General features: G+C 64.3%; 19 protein-coding genes and 1 tRNA gene. 11 read left to right on the forward strand and 9 right to left on the reverse strand.

Annotated elements, in window-relative coordinates; genetic code table 11:
* Positions 1–56 precede the first annotated feature (56 nt).
* Entirely contained in the window at positions 57–1,370 is a 1,314-nt protein-coding gene (locus EOA33_RS02830; RefSeq protein WP_127404908.1) for a YeaH/YhbH family protein, read from the forward strand.
* 11 nt (positions 1,371–1,381) lie between these two features.
* Complete coding sequence (locus EOA33_RS02835; RefSeq protein WP_126058052.1) at positions 1,382–2,932, forward strand: SpoVR family protein; 1,551 nt, start codon at positions 1,382–1,384, stop codon at positions 2,930–2,932.
* 41 nt (positions 2,933–2,973) lie between these two features.
* On the opposite strand, the gene EOA33_RS02840 is transcribed toward EOA33_RS02835, so the two are convergent.
* From EOA33_RS02840 to EOA33_RS02850, 3 genes are read right to left on the reverse strand one after another with little or no spacing between them, the layout of a single operon-like run.
* A complete protein-coding gene (locus EOA33_RS02840) occupies positions 2,974–3,867 on the reverse strand; it encodes a transporter associated domain-containing protein (RefSeq protein ID WP_126058051.1) in 894 nt (297 codons plus the stop codon).
* Positions 3,864–4,985 carry a 3-dehydroquinate synthase gene (gene aroB, locus EOA33_RS02845; protein WP_126058050.1) on the reverse strand — a complete coding sequence of 374 codons (1,122 nt, stop codon included), beginning with the start codon at positions 4,983–4,985 and terminating at the stop codon, positions 3,864–3,866. The genes EOA33_RS02840 and aroB overlap by 4 nt, the downstream gene beginning before the upstream one ends.
* Positions 4,982–5,593, reverse strand: a complete 612-nt coding sequence (locus tag EOA33_RS02850) for a shikimate kinase (protein ID WP_126058049.1) — start codon at positions 5,591–5,593, stop codon at positions 4,982–4,984. The genes aroB and EOA33_RS02850 overlap by 4 nt, the downstream gene beginning before the upstream one ends.
* Positions 5,594–5,845: 252 nt before the next feature.
* Between EOA33_RS02850 and EOA33_RS02855 the strand changes: the two genes are divergently transcribed.
* The 6 genes from EOA33_RS02855 to EOA33_RS02875 all read left to right on the forward strand — a co-directional run bounded on the left by EOA33_RS02855 (position 5,846) and on the right by EOA33_RS02875 (position 10,180).
* Entirely contained in the window at positions 5,846–5,998 is a 153-nt protein-coding gene (locus EOA33_RS02855) for a histidine kinase (RefSeq protein ID WP_126058048.1), read from the forward strand.
* Positions 5,999–6,008: 10 nt separating this feature from the next.
* Entirely contained in the window at positions 6,009–6,920 is a 912-nt protein-coding gene (locus EOA33_RS02860) for a site-specific tyrosine recombinase XerD (RefSeq protein ID WP_126058047.1), read from the forward strand.
* A gap of 100 nt (positions 6,921–7,020) precedes the next feature.
* Positions 7,021–7,971, forward strand: coding sequence for an acetyl-CoA carboxylase carboxyltransferase subunit alpha (locus tag EOA33_RS02865; RefSeq protein WP_126058046.1), 951 nt, complete (start codon positions 7,021–7,023; stop codon positions 7,969–7,971).
* A gap of 234 nt (positions 7,972–8,205) precedes the next feature.
* Entirely contained in the window at positions 8,206–8,334 is a 129-nt protein-coding gene (locus tag EOA33_RS41290; RefSeq protein ID WP_281033022.1) for a hypothetical protein, read from the forward strand.
* A gap of 254 nt (positions 8,335–8,588) precedes the next feature.
* The gene (locus tag EOA33_RS02870; RefSeq protein ID WP_126058045.1) at positions 8,589–9,878 is read left to right on the forward strand and encodes a murein L,D-transpeptidase family protein; all 1,290 of its coding nucleotides are present in this window, start codon (positions 8,589–8,591) and stop codon (positions 9,876–9,878) included.
* Between the two features lie 53 nt (positions 9,879–9,931).
* On the forward strand, positions 9,932–10,180 hold the full coding sequence (locus EOA33_RS02875) for a sulfurtransferase TusA family protein (RefSeq protein WP_126058044.1): 249 nt from the start codon (positions 9,932–9,934) through the stop codon (positions 10,178–10,180).
* Between the two features lie 18 nt (positions 10,181–10,198).
* Here EOA33_RS02875 and EOA33_RS02880 read toward each other — a convergent pair whose 3' ends face one another.
* Positions 10,199–11,323, reverse strand: a complete 1,125-nt coding sequence (locus EOA33_RS02880; RefSeq protein ID WP_126058043.1) for a GTP-binding protein — start codon at positions 11,321–11,323, stop codon at positions 10,199–10,201.
* A gap of 4 nt (positions 11,324–11,327) precedes the next feature.
* Positions 11,328–12,497 (reverse strand): D-alanyl-D-alanine carboxypeptidase family protein, encoded by a 1,170-nt coding sequence (locus EOA33_RS02885; protein ID WP_127404909.1) that lies wholly within the window; start codon positions 12,495–12,497, stop codon positions 11,328–11,330.
* 218 nt (positions 12,498–12,715) lie between these two features.
* On the opposite strand from EOA33_RS02885, the gene EOA33_RS02890 reads away from it, so the two are divergent.
* Positions 12,716–13,879: a M20 aminoacylase family protein gene (locus tag EOA33_RS02890; protein WP_126058042.1), complete on the forward strand. Its 1,164-nt coding sequence runs from the start codon at positions 12,716–12,718 to the stop codon at positions 13,877–13,879.
* Between the two features lie 156 nt (positions 13,880–14,035).
* Positions 14,036–14,112 (forward strand) — tRNA-Arg (locus EOA33_RS02895).
* A 148-nt stretch (positions 14,113–14,260) separates the two neighbouring features.
* On the opposite strand, the gene EOA33_RS02900 is transcribed toward EOA33_RS02895, so the two are convergent.
* Positions 14,261–15,301, reverse strand: a complete 1,041-nt coding sequence (locus tag EOA33_RS02900; protein WP_127404910.1) for a proline racemase family protein — start codon at positions 15,299–15,301, stop codon at positions 14,261–14,263.
* Positions 15,302–15,757: 456 nt separating this feature from the next.
* Between EOA33_RS02900 and EOA33_RS02905 the strand changes: the two genes are divergently transcribed.
* On the forward strand, positions 15,758–16,720 hold the full coding sequence (locus EOA33_RS02905; RefSeq protein ID WP_126058040.1) for a dihydrodipicolinate synthase family protein: 963 nt from the start codon (positions 15,758–15,760) through the stop codon (positions 16,718–16,720).
* Positions 16,721–16,897: 177 nt separating this feature from the next.
* Here EOA33_RS02905 and EOA33_RS02910 read toward each other — a convergent pair whose 3' ends face one another.
* From EOA33_RS02910 to EOA33_RS02920, 3 genes are all read right to left on the reverse strand, one after another.
* On the reverse strand, positions 16,898–17,935 hold the full coding sequence (locus tag EOA33_RS02910; RefSeq protein WP_126058039.1) for an ATP-grasp fold amidoligase family protein: 1,038 nt from the start codon (positions 17,933–17,935) through the stop codon (positions 16,898–16,900).
* Positions 17,936–18,090: 155 nt separating this feature from the next.
* Entirely contained in the window at positions 18,091–19,149 is a 1,059-nt protein-coding gene (ugpC, locus tag EOA33_RS02915) for a sn-glycerol-3-phosphate ABC transporter ATP-binding protein UgpC (protein WP_126058038.1), read from the reverse strand.
* 36 nt (positions 19,150–19,185) lie between these two features.
* Entirely contained in the window at positions 19,186–20,007 is an 822-nt protein-coding gene (locus EOA33_RS02920) for a carbohydrate ABC transporter permease (protein WP_126058037.1), read from the reverse strand.
* Position 20,008: the final 1 nt, after the last annotated feature.

The following is a 20,008-nucleotide window of genomic DNA, read 5'->3' on the forward strand; positions in this document are numbered from 1 at the left end:
CTGGTGGACTGGTACATGCGGGTGAACAAGGCGGGTTGAGAACGCCCGGGGGTTCCATGCCGATCTTCATCGACCGCCGCCTGAATCCCAAGGACAAGAGCTTGGGCAATCGCCAGCGCTTCCTCCGGCGCGCGCGGGAAGAACTGAAGCGCAGCATACGCGACCGCATACGCACCGGCCGGATCGCCGAGGCGGACAGGGAATACGCCGTGCCGATGCCGGAAAAAGGTACCGGTGAGCCGAGCTTCAACGATGCCAGGAACAGCGGGCGGCGCCAGCACATCCTGCCCGGCAACAAGAGTTTCTCTCCGGGAGACCTGATCCCCAAACCCGGCCAGGGCGGCGGCGCCGGGTCGTCGTCTCCGGGCGACACAGTCTCGGAAGACGATTTCCGTTTCGTGCTGTCGCGTGAGGAGGTTCTCGATCTGTTTTTCGAGGATCTCGAACTGCCCGACATGGTCAAGCTCAACCTCAAGGAAATCCTCGCCTTCAAGTCGCAGCGCGCCGGCTTCGCGACAACCGGTTCGCCGACCAACATCAACGTCGCGCGTACGATGCGCAACAGTCATGGCCGCCGCATAGCGTTGAGGCGGCCGAAGCAGGCGGACGTGGATGCCATCGCCGGGCAGATCGCCGCGCTGGACTCTCAGCCGGCCAGCGCAGCGACGCGTCTGCGTGTCGCGGATTTGCGCAAGGAGTTCGAACGGCTGGAGCGCCGCCGCAAACGCATCGCCTATGTCGATCCGATCGACATCCGCTTCAATCGCTTCGATCCCCGGCCGCTGCCGAATGCCAGTGCCGTGATGTTCTGCCTGATGGATGTGTCCGGATCGATGGGTGAGCGCGAGAAGGATCTGGCCAAACGCTTCTTCGTGCTTCTGCATCTGTTCTTGAAACGGCGCTACGAGCGCACCGAGGTGGTCTTCATCCGCCACACCCACGAGGCCCAGGAGGTGGACGAGGAAACCTTCTTCCATTGCACGCAAAGCGGCGGCACAGTCGTTTCCACGGCGCTCGACGAAATGCGCCGCATCATCGAAGAACGCTACCCGGCCAACGAGTGGAACATCTACGCCGCCCAGGCTTCGGACGGTGACAATTTCGCCACCGATTCGGAACGCTGCATAGCTTTGCTCGACGGCGCGCTCATGCGTCTTTGCCAATATTTCGCCTATGTCGAGATCATCGACGAACGCGAGAGCCATATTTTCGGAGCCACCGAAAACGGGACGTCGCTGTGGCGCGCCTACAGCGTCGTCGCGCAGAAATGGCCGAACTTCCAGATGACCCGCATCGCCACTCCGGCCGACATCTACCCGGTCTTCCGCCAGCTCTTCGCAAGGCAGCCAGCTGCCCGCAAGAGCGCTTGAGAGGGGTGCAAATGGCCAGGCAGGCAGGCAAACCAGCTTTGCTGTTTTCCGGATCCGATTGGGACTTCAAGACGCTGTCGCGGGCCTATGACGCGATCGAGGCGATCGCCCTGGAAGAACTCCACCTCGATATCTATCCGGTTCAGATGGAGATCATCTCGTCCCAGCAGATGCTCGACGCCTATTCATCGATAGGCATGCCACTGATGTATCGCCATTGGTCGTTCGGCAAGCACTTCCTTCATCACGACCTTCTCTACCGCAAGGGCGGTCGTGGTCTGGCCTATGAACTGGTCATCAACTCCAATCCCTGCATCGTCTACCTGATGGAGGAGAACACCATGGCGTTGCAGGCCCTGGTTACGGCGCACGCGGCGCTTGGACACAATCATTTTTTCAAGAACAATCACCTGTTCCGGCAGTGGACCGACGCCGGGGCGATCCTGAGCTATCTCGACTTCGCCAAGGGCTATATCGCCCGCTGCGAGGAGCGGCACGGCCTCGCGGCGGTCGAGGCGGTCCTCGATTCGGCGCATGCGTTGATGGAACAGGGCGTGTTCCGCTACCGCCGGCCGCCCAAGCTGTCGTCGGAGCGGCAGCGCGAAGGCCTGCGCGAGCGCCTCGAATATGAGGAGCGCTCCTACAACGATCTGTGGCGCACGCTGCCGGCCTCGCAGGAGACCGGCAAGACCGGCGAGAAGGACGAAAGCCTGGCCGAACGGAAGAAGTCGCTCAATCTGCCCGAGGAGAACCTGCTCTATTTCCTCGAGAAGAACAGCCTTGTGCTGGAACCGTGGCAGCGCGAAATCGTCCGCATCGTCCGCATCATCGCGCAATATTTCTACCCGCAGCGGCAAACCCAGGTGATGAACGAGGGTTGCGCCACTTTCGTGCACCACACGCTGATGAACCTGTTGTTCGATCGCGGGCTGATCGGCGAGGGCGCCATGCTCGAAATCCTGCGCAACCATGCCAATGTGGTCTTCCAGCCTGGTTTCGACGATCCCCGCTTTTCCGGCATCAATCCCTACGCGCTCGGTCTCGACATGATGCAGGACATACGGCGCATCTCTACCGAGCCGACGGCGGAGGACCGCGACTGGTTTCCCGACATTGCGGGCCGCGGCGACTGGCGCGAGACGCTGCTCGAGGCATGGGCCGACCATCGCGATGAATCCTTCATCCGCCAGTACCTCAGCCCAACCCTGATCCGGAAATGGCGGCTCTTCGTGCTTGCCGATCGAGCCGACGAACCGCATCTGGAGGTCGCATCGATCCACAACGAGCGCGGCTATGAGAAGATACGCAGCGGCCTGGCCCACAGCTACGACGTGGGGGCGAACAGGCCCGACATCCAGATTGTCGATGTCGACCTGCGCGGCGACAGGCAACTGCGGCTGCAGCACAAGGTGAAGGCCGGTATCCTCCTGGACGAAGGCAGCCGCGACGCGACCTTGCGCCATATCCGCAGCCTCTGGGGCTACGAGGTCAGTCTTGCGGCGGTCGACGCCGAAACAGGCGCGACGCTGCACGAGCGCTCGACCAGGGAGATCGTGGAATAGCGCCGGAGGCAGACGCCGCGCCGCGCCGACCTACCTGATTTTCAGGCGTCGCCGGCCGGCTTTATCCGCAGCCTGGCGATGCGGTTCTTGTCGCGCTTCATGACTACGAAGCGCTTGCCGTGGAAGGTAAAGGCCTGTTTTTCATCGGGGATCGACTGGGTCTCGTGGATGACGAGGCCGGCAATCGTGGTGGCCTCCTCGTCCGGCAGGTTCCAGTCGAGCGCCCGGTTGAGATCGCGGATCGGCACCGTGCCGTCGACGACGACCGAGCCGTCGGCCTCCTGCTTAACGCCCTGGATGTCGACGTCGTGCTCGTCGGCGATCTCGCCGACAATCTCCTCGATGATATCCTCCAGCGTCACCAGCCCTTCCACTTCGCCATATTCGTCGACGACGATGGCGAAATGCGCCTTGCGGCGCAGGAAGGCGTTGAGCTGGTCCTGCAAGGTGGTGGTGTCCGGCACGAACCAGGGCTTCGACGCGATCTTCATCACGTCGATCCTGGAAAAGTCGTTGCCGACCTCGTTCAGCGCCCTCAGCAGGTCCTTGGCGTGCAGCACGCCGACGATGTTGTCGAGCGAGCCCTTCCACAACGGCATGCGCGTATGCGGGCTGTTCAGGATCTCGCGCACCACCGCTTCCGATGCATTGTCGGCATTGACCGAGCGCATGTTGGTGCGGTGGACCATGACATCGGACACTTCGAGTTCCTCGAGGTCGAACAGTCCCTCCAGACGATTGCGTTCCTCTCGTGGCGCCTGGCCGTCACGGCGGAAATCGTCGGCCGCCTCGCGCGGCTCGTCATGCGCCGGACGTTGCGGATCGACGCGCCGCAATTCGTGGCCGAAGGCAGCGAGCAGGCGGGCGCGAAAGAGCAAGGCCAGCAGCATGGAGCCGGCAAGGACGGCCGCGGCGATCCAGCCAGCCTCGTTCATCCCGGGTGGTTTTCAGCAAGGAAGCCAAGCACTTCCGACGCCGGCACGTCCCTGGCGATGAAGGCCTGGCCGACTCCGCGCGTCAGGATGAAGGTCAGCGCGCCGCGCGACACCTTCTTGTCCTGGGCGATGAAGCCAAGCAGCGCTTCGGCGTCGGGCAGTTCGCCGGGGATGTCGGCCATCCGCCACGGCAGGCCGACGGCGCGAAGATGCGCCTCGACGCGCGCCGCATCGTCCGGGCTCGCTAGGTTGAGCCGCGCCGAGAAGCGATGCGCCAGCGCCATGCCGATGGCGACTCCCTCGCCGTGGACGAGCCGGGCGCCGTCATAGTGCGTCGCGGCTTCCAGCGCGTGGCCGAACGTATGGCCGAGATTGAGCAGTGCGCGGTCGCCGGTCTCGAACTCGTCGCGGGCGACGACATCGGCCTTGGCGCGGCAGGCCTCGGCGATCGCTTGCGTGCGCGCCGGACCGCCGGCGAACACGTCCTGCCAGTTCGCCTCCAGCCAGGCGAAGAAGTCGGGGCGGTCGATCAGCCCGTATTTGGCGAGCTCGGCATAGCCGGCGCGGAATTCGCGGATCGGCAGCGTGTCGAGCACGCCGGTGTCGGCCAGCACCAGCCTCGGCTGATGGAAGACGCCGACGAGGTTCTTGCCGCGCGCGCTGTTGATGCCGGTCTTGCCGCCGACGGAGGAATCGACCTGCGCCAGCAGCGATGTCGGGATCTGCACGAATTTCATGCCGCGCCGCACGATGCCGGCGGCGAAACCGGCGAGGTCGCCGATGACGCCGCCCCCTAGCGCGATGACGACGTCGCCGCGTTCCAGTTTGGCGGCGAGCACCCCGTCGACCACCTCTTCGAGATGCGCAAAGCTCTTGGTCTTTTCGCCGGCCGGCAGCGTGATGACGGCCGCCTGGATGCCGCCCGTCCCGAGGCCGGCCTTCAGCGTTTCGAGATGCGCAGCGGCGACGTTCTCATCCGTGATCACGGCCGCGCGCCTGCCCGGCAAGCGGCGCGAAATCTCCAGGCCAGCGCCGGACAGCAGGCCGGGACCGATCATTATGTCGTAGGCACGATCGCCAAGGCCGACTTCGACGGTGACGGGTGCGACGTCGCTCATGGCCGGGCCTCGTCGCTGGCTTGTACAAGCGCAACGCCAAAATGGCCGCACAGCGCCGCGACCACTTCGAAGGCGATGACCTCCTTGCGGTCGTCGCGGGTCGGCACGGTGATGTCCGATGTGGCATATACGGGATACCGCTCGCCCATCAGCCGCTCGAGCACGGCGCGTGGATCAGGGCTTTTGAGCAATGGCCGGTTCTGCTTCTTGGATACGCGCTCCATCAACAAATCGAGCTCGGCCTTGAGCCACACCGAGACGCCATGCGTGGCGATCGCCTCGCGCGTCTGCGCGTTCATGAAGGCGCCGCCACCGGTCGACAGCACCTGCGGGCCGTTTTCCAGGAGGCGCAGGATGACGCGCTGCTCCAAGGCACGGAATTCGGTCTCGCCATAGCGCTCGAACAGCTCGGGCACGGTCATGCGCGACACGCTTTCGATCTCCTGGTCGCTGTCGATGAAGGGCAGCGAAAGCATCGCCGCCACCTTGCGGCCGATCGCCGTCTTGCCGGCGCCCATCAGGCCGACGAAGACGATGGAGCGGCTGCCCAGCCGCTCCAGCAGCTCGGCATGGCCCTCGCCGGGAGGATTTGCTTGTAGCGCGTTCATACGAGCCCTCTTTGTCGGCGTTATCGACATCAAAAGCCTGTTTGCGTCAAGCACGGCAAGCAGGTCCCGGAAAAGTGTCAGCGGTTTTCCGAACAGGACCTGCGCCAAAACAAGCAGGTCCCGGAAAGTGTTATACGGTTTGCCGGCAAGGACCTGCGTTAGGACAACAGGCTTCTACCTTGAATTGGCCGGATTGGCGTCCCATAAGGGCACAGGGTTTGGAAATGCAGAACAAGAGACGGGCGCATATTGATGCCGACACTGTTTCGCTTTGTCGTGACGCTGACGATTCTGGCCGGCATTGCCTATGGCACGATGTTCGCGCTGGCCATGTTCGTCGAACCGAAAAAGGCCGAAATGAGCGTGCGCATCCCGCCCGAAAAGCTGAACCCCAAGAAGAACTGACGCCAACGACATGAACAGCGCGGCGCGCATCGAGGCCTTCCTGGAGATGATGAGCGCCGAGCGGGGCGCGGCCGAAAACACGCTGTCCTCCTACCGCCGCGACCTGGAAGACGCTTCGATGGCAATCAGCGGCGGGCTCGCGGGCGCGGCCGCCGCCGACATCCGCGCCTATCTCGACGATATCGCCGCGCGCGGCTTCGCCGCCACCTCGCAGGCGCGCAAACTGTCGGCCATCCGCCAATTCTTCAAGTTCCTCTACGCCGAGGGCCTGCGTGGCGACGACCCGACCGGCACGCTGGACAGTCCGAGGAAGGGCCGTCCGCTGCCGAAGACGATGAGTGAGGCCGAGACCGGCCGGCTGATCGACCGCGCCGCTACCGAAGCGGGCGACGCCGACGGCGGCGACCGTCCGGCGCGGCTGCGCCTGCATGCACTGGTTGAGGTGCTCTACGCCACCGGCCTGCGCGTTTCCGAACTGGTCGGCCTGCCGGTGACGGTGGCGCTGCGCGATGACCGCTTCTTCATGGTGCGCGGCAAGGGCGACAAGGAGCGCATGGTGCCGCTCTCGGCCAAGGCGCGCGCCGCCATGCGGGCCTGGCTTGCCGCCAGGGCAGAGCGGCCGGCCCTCGCCGCCAGCCCCTTCCTGTTTCCGGCCGCCTCCGACACCGGCCACCTCTCCCGTCAGGTCTTCGCCCGCGACCTCAAAGGGCTTGCCGCAAGGGCCGGCATCGCCTCGGCCAAGATCTCGCCGCATGTGCTGCGCCACGCCTTCGCCAGCCACCTCCTGCAGAACGGCGCCGATCTCAGGGCCGTGCAGCAGCTGCTCGGCCACGCCGACATCTCCACCACCCAGATCTACACCCATGTGCTGGAAGAGCGGCTGGTGCGGCTGGTCAATGATCATCATCCGCTTGCCGACTAGGCCTCATGTCGCTATGTGAGGGCGACGTTCCATCGCCCGGGGCCCCTGTTTTCGAGGGTTTCGCCAGCCATTGCCTTCCGAACTGTCGGTCCGCTCAAGAATGTACAACTACCTCGATTTCGAAAAGCCGGTGCAGGATCTCGAAGGCAAGATCCTGGAACTGAAGAAGCTTGCCGAGAACGGCGAGGCCGTCGATGTCGGCGACGAGATCAGCCGGCTGGAGAAGCGCTCGCGCGATGCGCTGCGCGAGGCCTACAAGGCGCTGACGCCCTGGCAGAAGGTGCAGGTGGCGCGCCATCCCGACAGGCCGCATTGCGTCGACTACATCAAGGGCCTGCTCAGCGATTTCACGCCGCTCGCCGGCGACCGCAATTTCGGCGAGGATCAGGCGATCGTCGGCGGCTTCGCCCGCTTCCGAGGCGAGCCGGTGGCGGTGATCGGCCAGGAGAAGGGCTCGGACACGGCGAGCCGGCTGAAGCACAATTTCGGCTCGGTGCGGCCGGAAGGCTACCGCAAGGCGGTGCGGCTGATGGAGCTTGCCGACCGCTTTAAGATCCCGCTTCTGACGCTGGTCGACACCGCCGGCGCCTATCCCGGCGTCGGCGCCGAGGAACGCGGCCAGGCCGAGGCGATTGCCCGCTCGACCTCGGCCTGTCTGGCGCTCAAGGTACCGTCGATCTCGGTGGTGATCGGCGAAGGCGGTTCGGGCGGTGCCATCGCCATCGCCACCGCCAATCGGGTCTACATGCTGGAGCATGCCATCTATTCGGTGATCTCGCCGGAGGGCGCAGCCTCGATCCTGTGGCGCGACACCACCCGCTCCAGGGACGCGGCGACCAACATGAAGATCACCGCCCAGGATCTTTACGAAATGAAGATCATCGACGCCATCGTCCCCGAGCCGCTCGGCGGCGCCCATCGGGCGCCGGAGACGGTGATCGCCGCCACCGGCGACCTCATCGCCAAGACGATGAAGGATTTTGCCGGCGCCAACACCGATTTCCGTGAGCAGCGTCGCGAGAAATACCTGGCCATGGGACGCAGCCTCTAGTGCCCGGAAATGTGGGCGGTTCTGGGAGGGCTTAAGGCGCATCGCCTAACACCGTTTCAGCCCGACGCGCTTTATATCCGGGCAGTTCCATCAAACGTTTGGAACGGTTTTCCGTCCGGAAGGCGCCACCCACATCGGTGGTCCAGGCGGCGATCCGGTGGTTCGGAGCGGGGCCGCCATAGACACTTTGCTTTAACGGCTGCTAATTAAGCTTCTCGTTTCGGGGGATTTGAAATGAAGAAATACGAGAAACCCACGCTGATCAAAGCGGCCCGCCTGCAAGCACTGACGGCCCAACAAGCGACTTCCCAGCCGCCAGTGGAAAACGGCAACAGCAATGGCACTGGCACCGACGTCAACTAGTCCCCGTCAAATCCGTTTCTGTCAAAACGTCTGATCGCCCTGGAATAGCTTCGGCCGCTACGCGGCAAAGTGGTGTACGGGCACGATTCCGCCACAAAAATGCCGCCGCGTTCGGCTCAATGAAATTGCCGCGAGGGGTCGTTCGAGGCTTGCGGTAAGGATTTTTCAAGGTTAACGGGCTTACGGTCCGCTCATGTTCAGCGTGCGGGCCTGGCGGTTGAACCCGTGGCCCGAGGGAAAGACTAAGCCGTACCATGTTTGCCAAGCTTGCCCGTACCGGAGTCCTGATCGCCGCCATCGGCGTCGCCGGCTGCAACGATTCCTCGATGAAGGATTTCGCGCCGGAGGCCAACAAGCCGCTGCCGGACAAGATCCTGGCCGACATGAAGGCCAAGGGCATGGTCCGCACCTCGTCGGTGATGGCCCGTATCTTCAAGGAAGAGGGCAAGCTGGAGATCTGGAAGGCCAAGACCAATGGCCGCTACGAGATGGTGGCCAGCTACGACATCTGCAAATGGTCGGGCAAGCTCGGGCCGAAGTACACGGAAGGCGACCGCCAGGCGCCGGAAGGCTTCTATACGGTCCGGCCCTCGCAGATGAACCCGCGCTCGAACTACCATCTGTCCTTCAACATCGGCTATCCCAACGCCTATGACCGCGCCAATGGCCGCACCGGCTCCAACCTGATGGTGCATGGCGCCTGCTCGTCGTCGGGCTGCTATTCGATGACCGATGCCCAGATCGAGCAGATCTACGCCTTCGGCCGCGATGCCTTCCAGGGCGGGCAGACCGAGTTCCAGATCCAGGCCTTTCCGTTCCGCATGACCGCCGCCAACATGGCGCGCTACCGCAACGACCCGAACTACGATTTCTGGAAGATGCTGAAGGTCGGCTACGACAATTTCGAGATCACCAAGGTGCCGCCGAAGGTCGACGTCTGCGAAAAGCGCTACGTCTTCAATCAAGTGGCTCCCGAAGGCACGACCTTCGATCCCACCGGGCCCTGCCCCGCCACCACGCAGCCGGATTCGCTGAAGAGCGCCTATAGCGCCTATCAGAGCACCTATGACTCGGCCTTCAACGGCGCGGTCAAGTCCAGCGCGCCGGCGCCCAAGCCGACGATTGCCGGCATCAAGGAAGCCAGCATCGTTTCCGACTGGTCGAAGCGCCGCGCCCGCGGCGAGCGCGTGCCGATCGACCCGCCATCGATGAACGGCGACGGCTCGGTGACCGAGACCGCGCGCATGGGCCGTATCGATTCGCCGCTCGGCCGCAAGATGGCCGCGCTCGACGCCGAGAAGGAAGCCAAGCGCAAGGCCGAGGAACAGCGGCTCGCAGCCATACAGGCAGCCAAGGCCGCCAAGGAAGCTGCCAAGGCCCAGGCATTGGCCGAGGCGGAAGCCGCCAAGCAGGCTGCCCAGCAGCCGGTCACCACCGCGGGCGTCGAAGCGGCCGAACCGGCAGCCGAAACGCAGGCCGCGAGCGCCGACGACGGCACGGTGACGAAGCTGAAGAAGAAGCTGCTCGGCATGTTCGGCGGCTGAGGTTTTGGCTGATGCATGTCGCCCAAAGTGTAGGGCGGTTTTGGGACAACGACATGCTTGAAAAAAGAGAAAAGCGCCCCGCCGTCTACGATCTCAAGGGGCTGAACTGTCCCCTCCCCGTGCTAAAGGCGAAGAAGCGGCTGGCCGCGATGCGGCCAGGCAGCCTGATCTGGCTGGAAACCACCGATCCGCTTGCCGTCATCGACATTCCGGCCTTCTGCTCGGACGCAGGCCATCAGCTCGTCGAAACGGCGGCGGTGTCCGGCGGCCATCGCTTCCTGGTCGAGCGCGGCGCCGCCTGAGTTCGCGGTCCTGGCCCCTTACCGTCGCCCGGCTATGGCCAGCGGATTGTCCTCCAGCGCCGCGCGGTCGGGCGTGTCGATCGACGGCCTGTTGGTGAGGGCGGCGAACAGCCGGCGCACATAGTCCTCCGGCATGTCGAGCGTGATCAGCACCAGCCTGGTGCCGCGATTGCCCTCCGGCCAGGCCGGCAGCCTTGCCGGCGGGTGCAGGATCTTCTGCACGCCATGGATGACCAGCGGCCGCGACGGATCCTCCAGCAATTCGATGACGCCCTTCATGCGCAGCAGCTTCTCGCCATACGTCGAGCGCAGCAGATCGAGGAACATCTCGATCGCCGAGAACGGCACCGGACCGTCATGGACCAGCGAATGCGAGCGCACACGCGAATCGTGGCGATGCTGGTGATCGTGATGATGATCGTCGCCATGATGGTGGTGGTGGCCATCATGATCATGGTGATGATGACCAGCCTCTTCGCCCAGCCAGCGCTGCACATCGGCCGATTTGGTTTCGGGGTTGTAGAGCCCGCAGTCGAACAGCGCCGCGGCGCCGGTTTCGCTGTCATCGGCATCGAGCAGAACGGCGCCGGGATTGAGCTGACGCAGGCGCGCTCGCAACGCCGCGACATCGCCGGCATCGGTGGCGAGGTCGGTCTTGGTGAGCACGATGCGGTCGGCGACCGCCACCTGCTTCACCGCCTCGACATGAGCGTCGAGGGTTGCATTGCCGTTGACCGCATCGACCAGAGTGATCACGCCGTCGAGCCGGAAAGCCTGCACCAGCGCCGGATGCGCCATGATCGACTGCAGCACCGGCGCCGGATCGGCAAGCCCGGTGGTTTCGACCACGACACGCGCCAGCCTGGCGATGCGGCCGGTCTGCAGCCGGTCGACGAGGTCGGCCAGCGTATCGACCAGTTCGCCGCGCACCGTGCAGCACAGGCAGCCGTCGGAAAGCTGGATGATGCCGTCTGAGGCCTGCTCGACCAGCAGATGGTCGATCGCCACCTCGCCGAACTCGTTGATGATGACCGCCGTGTCGGTAAGTTGCGGGTCCTTCAGCAGCCGGTTGAGCAGCGTCGTCTTGCCGGCGCCGAGGAAGCCGGTGAGCACCGAGACCGGGATGGGAAAGCTGCCGCCCATCGGGCTAGTTCGCGACCTTGACCGGCTGGTCGCCCTGCGCGGCGGCCGCGGCCGTCCCGGTTGCGGCCGGTTCGGCGCCCGGCGGCGCCGGAATGTCCGGCCGCCAGCTCGGCAGCGGCACGTCAGCATATTCCTTGCCGGCCTGATCGAGCATCGCCTTCGGCGTCGGCCCGTCGGCGCCGCCGAGCCCGACGGCGACCAGGGTTGGGTGGTCGAGCTTGACCTGATAAGGCGACTTCGGCGCATCCTTGGCCGGAGCGGGCGCTGCTTCCGACTGCTCCGCCTTGGTCTTCTTCTTGCAGATCTCGTCATGCAAATCGTTGGCCGAGATCGTGTCGCCATAGGACGGCAGCGCGGCGAGTGTCGTCGACCCTGTGGTCGGCGTGTCAAAGCCCTGGTCGAGCAGCTTCGCCGCCGTCTCGGCACGGCTGACCGCCGATTTCTCGCCAAGCACCACGGCGACCAGTGTGCGACCGTTGCGCGTCGCCGAGCCGATCATGTTGAAGCCCGAGGAACAGACAAAACCGGTCTTCATGCCATCGGCGCCCGGATAGCGGCCGATCAACAGATTGTAGTTGGGGAGCGCCTTCTTGCCGACGGCGAGCCCCTCGATCGAGAACCAGGGCGCGTATTGCGGGAACTCGCCGCGGATCGCCATCACCAGCAGCGCGAGATCGCGCGCGGTGGTGTACTGGTCCGGCGAATAGAGCCCGTTCGGATTGACGAAATGTGTTCCGGTCATGCCGAGACGCGCCGCTTCCGCGTTCATCCGGTCGGCGAAGGCCGCCTGCGTGCCACCGATATTTTCGCCAACGGCCATGGCGATGTCGTTGGCCGACTTGACCAGCATCATCTTCAGCGCATTGTCGAGCCGCATCACCGAGCCCGGCTTGAAGCCCATCTTGCTGGGCGGCTCGCCGGCAGAATGCTTCGTCACCTTGATCGGCGAATCGAGCGTGACCTCACCGGCGGCGATGGCCCGGAACGTCACATAGGCCGTCATCAGCTTGGTCAGCGACGCCGGGTACCAGCGCTTGAAAGCGTCCTGGTGCTCAAGGATCTTGCCACTCTTCAGGTCGAACAGGATCAAAGGATTGGCGCGCGCGACGCCCGCCAGCATCGGCAAGGCCAGCGCGCCGGCCAGCAATAGTTTGAGGAAATGCCCGTGCCGCATCATGGAATCCGAAATCGCCTCTTGCCGTAGTCGCCCCTGGCTCCGTAAGATTTCGTTACGCGATCGCCAGCATGGTGCGGCCCGGCCCTCGATTTCCCGGGCTGCATTGTTGCGGTGCTATTTACCCTATGTGACGTCAACATGGCAAAGCGCCTGGCAATCACAACTATAATGCAGCAGGCTGCAACTGGCTGCTCCAACGATGAAATGGGACCATCATGCCGATTTTGAACCGCGCCGCCGAGATGCAAGACGAGGTCGCCGGTTGGCGCCGCCACCTGCACCAGACGCCGGAGCTGAACTTCGATGTCTTCAAGACGGCGGCCTTCGTCACCGGGAAGCTTAAGGAATTCGGTTGCGACGAGGTGGTGACGGGCCTGGGCAAGACCGGCGTCGTCGGCATCATCCGCGGCCGCAACGGCGATGGCACGACGATTGGGCTGCGCGCCGACATGGACGCGTTGCCTATCAACGAAATCACCGGCAAGCCCTACGCCTCGACTGTTCCCGGCAAGATGCATGCCTGCGGCCATGACGGCCACACGGCGATGCTTTTGGGTGCCGCCAAATATCTCTCCGAAACCCGCAATTTCACCGGCTCGGTCGCGGTCATCTTCCAGCCGGCCGAGGAGGGCGGCGGCGGCGGCAACGAGATGGTCAAGGACGGCATGATGGAACGCTTCGGCATCTCCAAGGTGTTCGGCATGCACAACATGCCGGGCCTGCCGGTCGGCCAGTTCGCCATCAGGCCGGGCCCGATCATGGCGGCGACCGCCGAATTCACCATCACCGTCAAGGGCCGGGGCGGCCATGCGGCCATGCCGCACGGCACCATCGATCCGATCGTCATCACCAGCCAGCTTGTCGGAGCGATGCAGACGATCGCCTCGCGCAGCACCGACCCGGTCGAGTCGGTGGTGGTGTCGGTGACGAAATTCCACGCCGGCGACGCCTACAACGTCATCCCCGAGAGCGCCGAGATCGCCGGCACGGTGCGCTCGCTGAAGAAGGAAGTGGCCAAGAAGGCCGAGGAGCGCATTCGCGCCCTTTGCGACGGCCTGGCCGCCGCCTTTGGCGCCACCATCACCTTCGACTACGAGCCCAACTATCCGGTCACCTTCAACCATGCGGAAGAGACGGTCTTTGCAGCCGACGTCGCCGCCGATATCGCTGGCAATTCACAGGTGCACCGCTCCATCCAGCCGGTGATGGGCGGCGAGGATTTCTCCTACATGCTGGAAGCGCGGCCGGGCGCCTTCATCTTCATCGGCAACGGCGACACGGCCGGCCTGCACCACCCGGCCTACGATTTCAACGACGAGGTCATTCCGCATGGCATGAGCTATTGGGTGAAGCTCGCGGAGACCGCTCTGGCCGCCTGAGGCCGGTTCCCGGCAAGGACGTGGATCCTCCGCGGACCGTAGCCGGGCATGCGCAGAAGTCGGGGCAAGTGTGAGTTTTGCGAAACGGCGGACTGATTTTGCTTTCAGTCCGCCTCTTGGCGAACCGGTCCGAAGCGGCTATGTGTCGGGCCGCGTGGTCCCGTAGCTCAGTAGGATAGAGCGGCAGATTCCTAATCTGTAGGTCACAGGTTCGATTCCTGTCGGGATCACCATGCTTTTCAATGGTTTGGCGAGACCGCCGCCGATTGGCACGGCGGCAGGGATAGATATCGATTTTCACCAGGGTATAGGCATCGTCCGTTCGGTTTCGGCCAGCCTTTGTGGCGGTGCGGTGTCCAGCTCTGGCTCGCGGCCGGGCGGCTATTGCTTCATCGAGGTGGAAGTGCCCCAGGTATCCGACAGCACATAGCCCTCCGGGTACGGGTCCGTCGGATCGAGATAATAGGCATGCTCGCCGGTGATCCAGGCCCGGCCGGTGATCTCCGGGACGATCGCCTTGCGCCCGCCGATTTCCGTCAGGTCCACGATCCTGCCTGTGAAGCGGGAGCCGATGATCGATTCATGGGTGAGCACGTCGCCCACGCCCATCAGGCCTCTGGCCTGCAACACCGCCATACGGGCCGACGTGCCGGTCCCCGTCGGGCTGCGGTCGGAGCGTCCCGGCGAGACGATGCAGGTGTTGCGCGTGACATTGCCCGGCCCTTGGAACGGCATGGCGAACTGCACGATCGAGACGCCGCGCACATGGTCGAATTCCGGATGGATGACATCGAGCTGTTCGCGCGCGGCCCGTCGGATTTTCTCGCCGGCCACGGCCAGTTCGCGCGCCTCGTCCGGGGCGACCGAGAAGCCGAGCGCCGTGGCATCGACGATGGCGTAGAACATGCCGCCATAGGCGATATCGACCTTAAGAGTGCCGAGCCCTTCCACCTCGATGCCGGCGTCGAGGCGGTCGACAAAGGCAGGCGCGTTGCGGAAGGTGATCGAGACGCATTTGCCGTCGCGGCATTCGGCGCGCACCTCGATGACGCCGCCCGGCATGTCGAGCTTGAAGCGGGTCTCTGGCTCCTGCATCGGCACCATGCCGGTCTCGAGCAGCACCGTGGCGATGCATATGGTGTTGGAACCGGACATCGGCGGATATTCCGTCGGCTCCATGATGATGGCGCCTGCTGCGCAATCCTTGCGCGTCGAGGGAACGAGCAGGTTGACGTGCCGCGCGACGCTGCCGCGCGGCTCGCAGATCAGCATGCGCCTGATATGGTCGTGATCGCGCTCCATCGTGATCATCTTGTCCATCATCGTGCGGCCCGCCGGCGGCAGCAAGCCGCCCACGATGACGTCGCCGACCTCCCCTTCAGCATGACAACCGACGACACGAATAGAGGCTTTGGTGCGCATTGTTGCTCCCTGTAAGGCTGTTCTCTAGTGCGACGAGGCTACGCACTTGTGGCGCGCGATGTATGCAATCATTCGCAAAATCATCCCGCGCCATGTCCCTGCTCTTCAACCTTCGGGAATCGGCACCGGCAGATTGCCAAGAGCAGGACCGCTGCCATTCCACGATGGTTCGATATCGGTCCCGGCATCTCGCACGCCTCCGTGGCCATCAAAGCAAACCACCTCGCAAGAAGATACCGAAACGGCGAATGATCGTTGAAAAAAATCGTCCATAAGGATGATTATCCGCTCCCGGCCACGCGAAGGCGATGGGGTCGAACAGCGGCTTGGTGCCGCCGGCCGGCGCCGCCCAGCTGTGGCGATTGCTCGATAAGAGGATAAGAAGCCGTGACAGACGACCGGCGCCGGGACAGAATGGGCAGCCGGCCCGTTCGCCAGCCTCAAGGGAGAACCCGAATGACCGCCAATGTCTTTTCCGGCTGCATGCCGGCTCTGATGACCCCGTGCACGGAAGACCGCCAGCCCGACTTCGAGGCGCTCGTTCGCAAGGGGCGGGAGCTGATTGCCGCCGGCATGTCGGCCGTCGTCTATTGCGGCTCGATGGGCGATTGGCCGCTGCTGACTGACGCGCAGCGCATGGAGGGGGTCGAGCGCCTGGTGAAGGCCGGCGTGCCGGTGATCGTCGGAACCGGCGCGGTCAATACCGCCAGCGCCGTGGCGCATGCCGCCCATGCACAGAAGGTCGGCGCCCGAGGCCTGATGGTGATCCCGCGCGTCTTGTCGCGCGGACCTTCGGTCACCGCGCAGCGCCACCATTTCAAGGCAGTCCTCGCGGCCGCGCCCGAATTGCCCGCGGTCATATACAACAGCCCCTATTACGGCTTCGCCACGCGCGCCGATCTGTTCTTCGCGCTGCGCGCCGAACATCCCAACCTCGTCGGCTTCAAGGAGTTCGGCGGACCGTCGGATCTGCGCTATGCGGCCGAAAACATCACCAGCCGCGACGATGAGGTGGCGCTGATGATCGGCGTCGACACCGCCGTCTTCCACGGCTTCGTCAATTGCGGCGCGTCCGGCGCGATCACCGGCATCGGCAATGTCTTGCCAAAGGAGGTCCTGCACCTCGTCGGGCTCAGCCAGGCCGCCGCCAAGGGCGACGCCGAAGCCCGCCAGCGCGCGCAGGAACTGGACGCCGCGCTCGCTGTTCTCTCCTCCTTCGACGAGGGTCCGGACCTGGTGCTCTATTTCAAGCACATGATGGTGCTGAAGGGTAATCCCGAATACCGGCTGCACTTCAACGAGACGGATGCCTTGACCGACAGCCAGCGCGGCTATGCCGAGGCACAGCTCAAGCTGTTCGACAGCTGGTATGCCCAGTGGTCAAGGCAGCCGGGCGTGGTTCAGAGGTATGCGGCCTGAACCGCCAAGTACGATCCGGGCGCAGCCCTTGAGCGAAATGTCCAAAGCGAACGGACTTTCTCCCGTCCGTCTTCGAATGAGAAAACAAACCCGCATCTCGATTTGCCACGGTGAGAAGTCGGTGCCTGTGCAGCATTGCGGTCCAAGATGACCTGCACAGGCCGCCAGGCCGGACGCTCAGGGCTCGCGCGGGTCCGGCATGCCCAGGCGCGGGTGGATTTCGGCAACGGGAACAGGCTTCGGACTGCCGTGGGCCCGGAGGCATTTTGAGCGCAGCGCACCGGCGTAGAGCCGGGCAAGCCCGCTATGCTGCTTGCGCAGATAGTCCGATTGGTCGAGCCGCCAGCGCCGCTCGATGTCCGCCATGATGGCTGGATTGCTCCAGGTTGCATAACCGCCGGCCGAATAGACAGTGATCTCGCCGGCGTACAGCCGCTCGCGCGTGACCAGGAAATCGACGCGGACATAATCGAGATCGCCGGCGATGCGCGGCGCAATCAGGGCAGCTTGCCTAGTCAATTCGACGAGGCGGGCGGTGACGGGCAGCGCCTGATCCTCGCGCGGATAGTCGATGTCGCGCCCCGCCAAAGGGTTGCCGTCAGGATCAAACAGTCGCGACTTGAGCGCCTTCTTGTCCTCGGCCCTGACATGGCAGACGACGCCGCTGCAGACCTGGACCTTGATCTCGGTGGCGATCTCGCCGCCGGCGAGCGGCAGCATCTCCTCGACGAACACCTCCGGCACGATCCGCCAGTAGGCCCATTCGCTGTTGCGACGACCCTGCCGCTTGCCCAGCCACAGCCTTAGCTGACGTACGATGGAGGCGCGATCCGGCTGGCCGCCCGAGACGAAAATGTTCATGTCGCAGCCATGGTTGGCTTTGACCACCACCGCGTCGTCGAGCAACGCCGACGGGATGTCGTCGGGATCGCGGCCGCGCCACAACGTCTTCGGCACTTCCAGCTCCGGGCAGACGGCGTGGACATAGTCCTTCGCGGCGAGCTTGTCCGACAGCGTGACGAACAGCGGATTGTGGTCGATCAGCCTTCGCCAGAGCATGCATTCATTATAACGCTCGGGCGCGGCGGGATTGGGCCAGTAGCCCATCTTCCTCGCAAACCGCGCCACAAGCATCGGGTGACGAAGCGTGATCAGCAGCCGCGCCACGGCCAGGACAAGACGGTGCCCTGCTGGGAAATCGGCGGCCGGCCTCATCGAACGGTTACAATTGTCCGAACGGAGTTCTTCCCCGACGATTCACATCGCTGATCCACGGCACATCCCGCCCATTGACGGCGCACCTAAGCACCACCCGGGCGCGCCGGCAAGCTGGCACGACGACCCACCCCGGCGGTGTCGACGCGAGCCGTTCAGATGCGCCGGCCAGTGCTCGCCTCGAACAGATGGGCGCAGGCGCGGTCGGCCTCGATATGCACCGCCTGGCCCTGCTTCAGCGCGAGCCGCTCGCGGAACAGGCAGGAGATTTCCTCGCCGGCGCAATCCACCGTGGCGAAGATCTCCGAACCTGTCGCTTCCAAAAGCGTCACGGTGCCGGCAATGCCCTCGCTGCGTGCACGGATATGTTCAGGACGGACGCCGTAGACGAGCTCGCAGTCCGGGACCCGTGCCGGGTGGATGTCGTCCGGCAGCGGCAGCGTCAGCCCGCTGGTGCTGCGGAACACGCCTTCCTCGATGCGGCCGCGGATGAAGTTCATCGACGGTGAGCCGATGAAACCGGCGACGAACAGATTGGCCGGACGATCGTATAGGTCGAGCGGCGCGCCGATCTGCTCGACCAGCCCGTCATGCAGCACGACGATCTTGTCGGCCATGGTCATGGCCTCGATCTGATCGTGCGTGACATAGATGGTGGTGGTGCCCAGCCGCTGGTGCAGCGCCTTGATCTCGCCCCGCATCTGCACGCGCAGCTTGGCGTCTAGGTTGGAGAGCGGCTCGTCGAACAGGAACACCTGCGGGTCGCGCACGATGGCGCGGCCCATGGCGACGCGCTGGCGCTGGCCGCCGGAAAGCTGGCGCGGATAGCGGTCGAGCAGCTTTTCCAGGCCGAGTATGCTTGCCGCCCGCTTGACCCGGCTTGCCGTGTCGGCCGGATCGGCTCTTTTGATCTTCAGCGCGAAGCCCATATTGTCGGCCACCGTCATATGCGGATAGAGCGCGTAGTTCTGGAACACCATGGCGATGTTGCGGTCGCGCGCCCTGAGCTCGTTGACGACCCGCTCGCCGATGGCGATCTTGCCAGCCGAGATCGTCTCCAGCCCCGCGATCATGCGCAGCAGCGTCGACTTCCCGCAGCCCGACGGCCCGACCAGGATGACGAACTCGCCATCGGCGATGTCGACGCTGACATCGTGGATGATCTTGGCGGTCCCAAAAGCCTTCTGCACGTTGTTGATGGTCACCGATGCCATTTCATGTCTCCACAAACGTGTAATGTCGGACCGGCCTCAGCCGCCCTTGACCGCGCCGGCGGTCAGCCCGGCGACGATCTGCCTTTGCGCGAACAGGGTCAGCACCAGCACCGGTAGCGTCACCACGAGTGCTGCCGCGGCGAGCGGCCCCCAGCTCACCTGCTCGTAGGACAGCATGTTGTAGACGGCGACTGGCAAGGTCCGCGTCTCGCGGCTGGCGAGCACCACGCCGAAGACGAAATTGTTCCACGAGAAGATAACCGACAGGATGAAGGCGACGACGATGCCGGGCTTGGCGATCGGCAGCGCCACCAGCCGGAACACCTGCCATGAGCTGGCGCCGTCGATGCTGGCCGCCTCCTCCAGCTCCATCGGCGTCGTCTCGAAATAGCCGATCATCACCCAGACGACGATCGGCACTGTCACCACCAGATGGATGATGATCTGCGGCCACAGCGTGCCGAGGATGCCGATCCACTGGAACAGCAGGAACAGCGGGATCAGATAGGAAAGGCCGGGCGTCATGCGGGCGATCATTATGACGACCGCCGACCGTTCGGCCTTCAGCCGGGCGATGCCGTAGCCGGCCGGCACGCCGATCAGGAGCGCCAGCAGCGTCGCCGTGCCGGTGACCAGCACCGAATTCCCCAGATAGAGCAGGAAGTTGTTCTCCTCGAACACCTTCACATAGTTTGACCAGGCGAAGTGCTCGGGAATCAGGATCGGCGGATAGGCGCCGTTGTCGATCTCGAATTTCAGCGACAGCGAGATCATCCAGAGGAAGAACAGGATCGCCGGCGAGACGAGGACCAGGGCCGCGAAGAACAGTCCGATCCGGTTGATGAGGCGTGACGTCATC

It is taken from the genome of Mesorhizobium sp. M4A.F.Ca.ET.050.02.1.1, assembly GCF_003997725.1.
In the GTDB taxonomy this organism is placed as follows: Bacteria; Pseudomonadota; Alphaproteobacteria; order Rhizobiales; family Rhizobiaceae; genus Mesorhizobium.